The sequence below is a fragment of the Caulobacter sp. 05L422 genome (assembly GCF_056397765.1).
In genome coordinates this window covers 1-405 of sequence record NZ_JBFTOB010000059.1, presented here as the reverse complement: position 1 = coordinate 405, position 405 = coordinate 1, and the positions used below count along the sequence as shown (strand labels likewise).

Sequence of the window (405 nt, the reverse complement as noted above, 5' to 3'; positions counted from 1 at the left end):
GGTTTGCAGCGACTGCAGCTTGGCGCTTTCCTTGGCCAGGTCGGCGTCGACCAGGTTGCCCACGCCGGCGTCGAGGCTGTCTTGCAGCTTGCCGACGAAGGTCAGGTGGGTGTCCAGGCCGGTCGAGCTGGTGCCCAGCGAGGCCAGCTTGTTGGTGGCCGTGCCCAGCGCCTTGCTGACGGTGTCGATCATCGTCTTGGCGGCGGCGGCGGTGGTGAAGGTCGACGTCGCGGCCAGGCCCAGGCCGACCAGCGAGATCGTCTTGGCGCTGACGGTGAACTGCGAGCCGTCCGAGTTGGCCAGGAAGGCCAGCTTGGTGGTCGAGCCGTCGGCGATCGAGACGCCGTTGAACTTGGCGTTGGTGACAGCCTTGGTGATCTGGTCGCGCAGGCTGTTGGGCTGTTG

Annotated in this window: 1 protein-coding gene; it reads right to left on the bottom strand. The window is 66.9% G+C overall.

All coding sequences use genetic code 11. From position 1 onward, the window contains the following. Window positions 1-405 (bottom strand): flagellin (locus tag AC1DMQ_RS25805; RefSeq protein ID WP_477036379.1); only part of this gene is annotated, 405 nt, incomplete at both ends.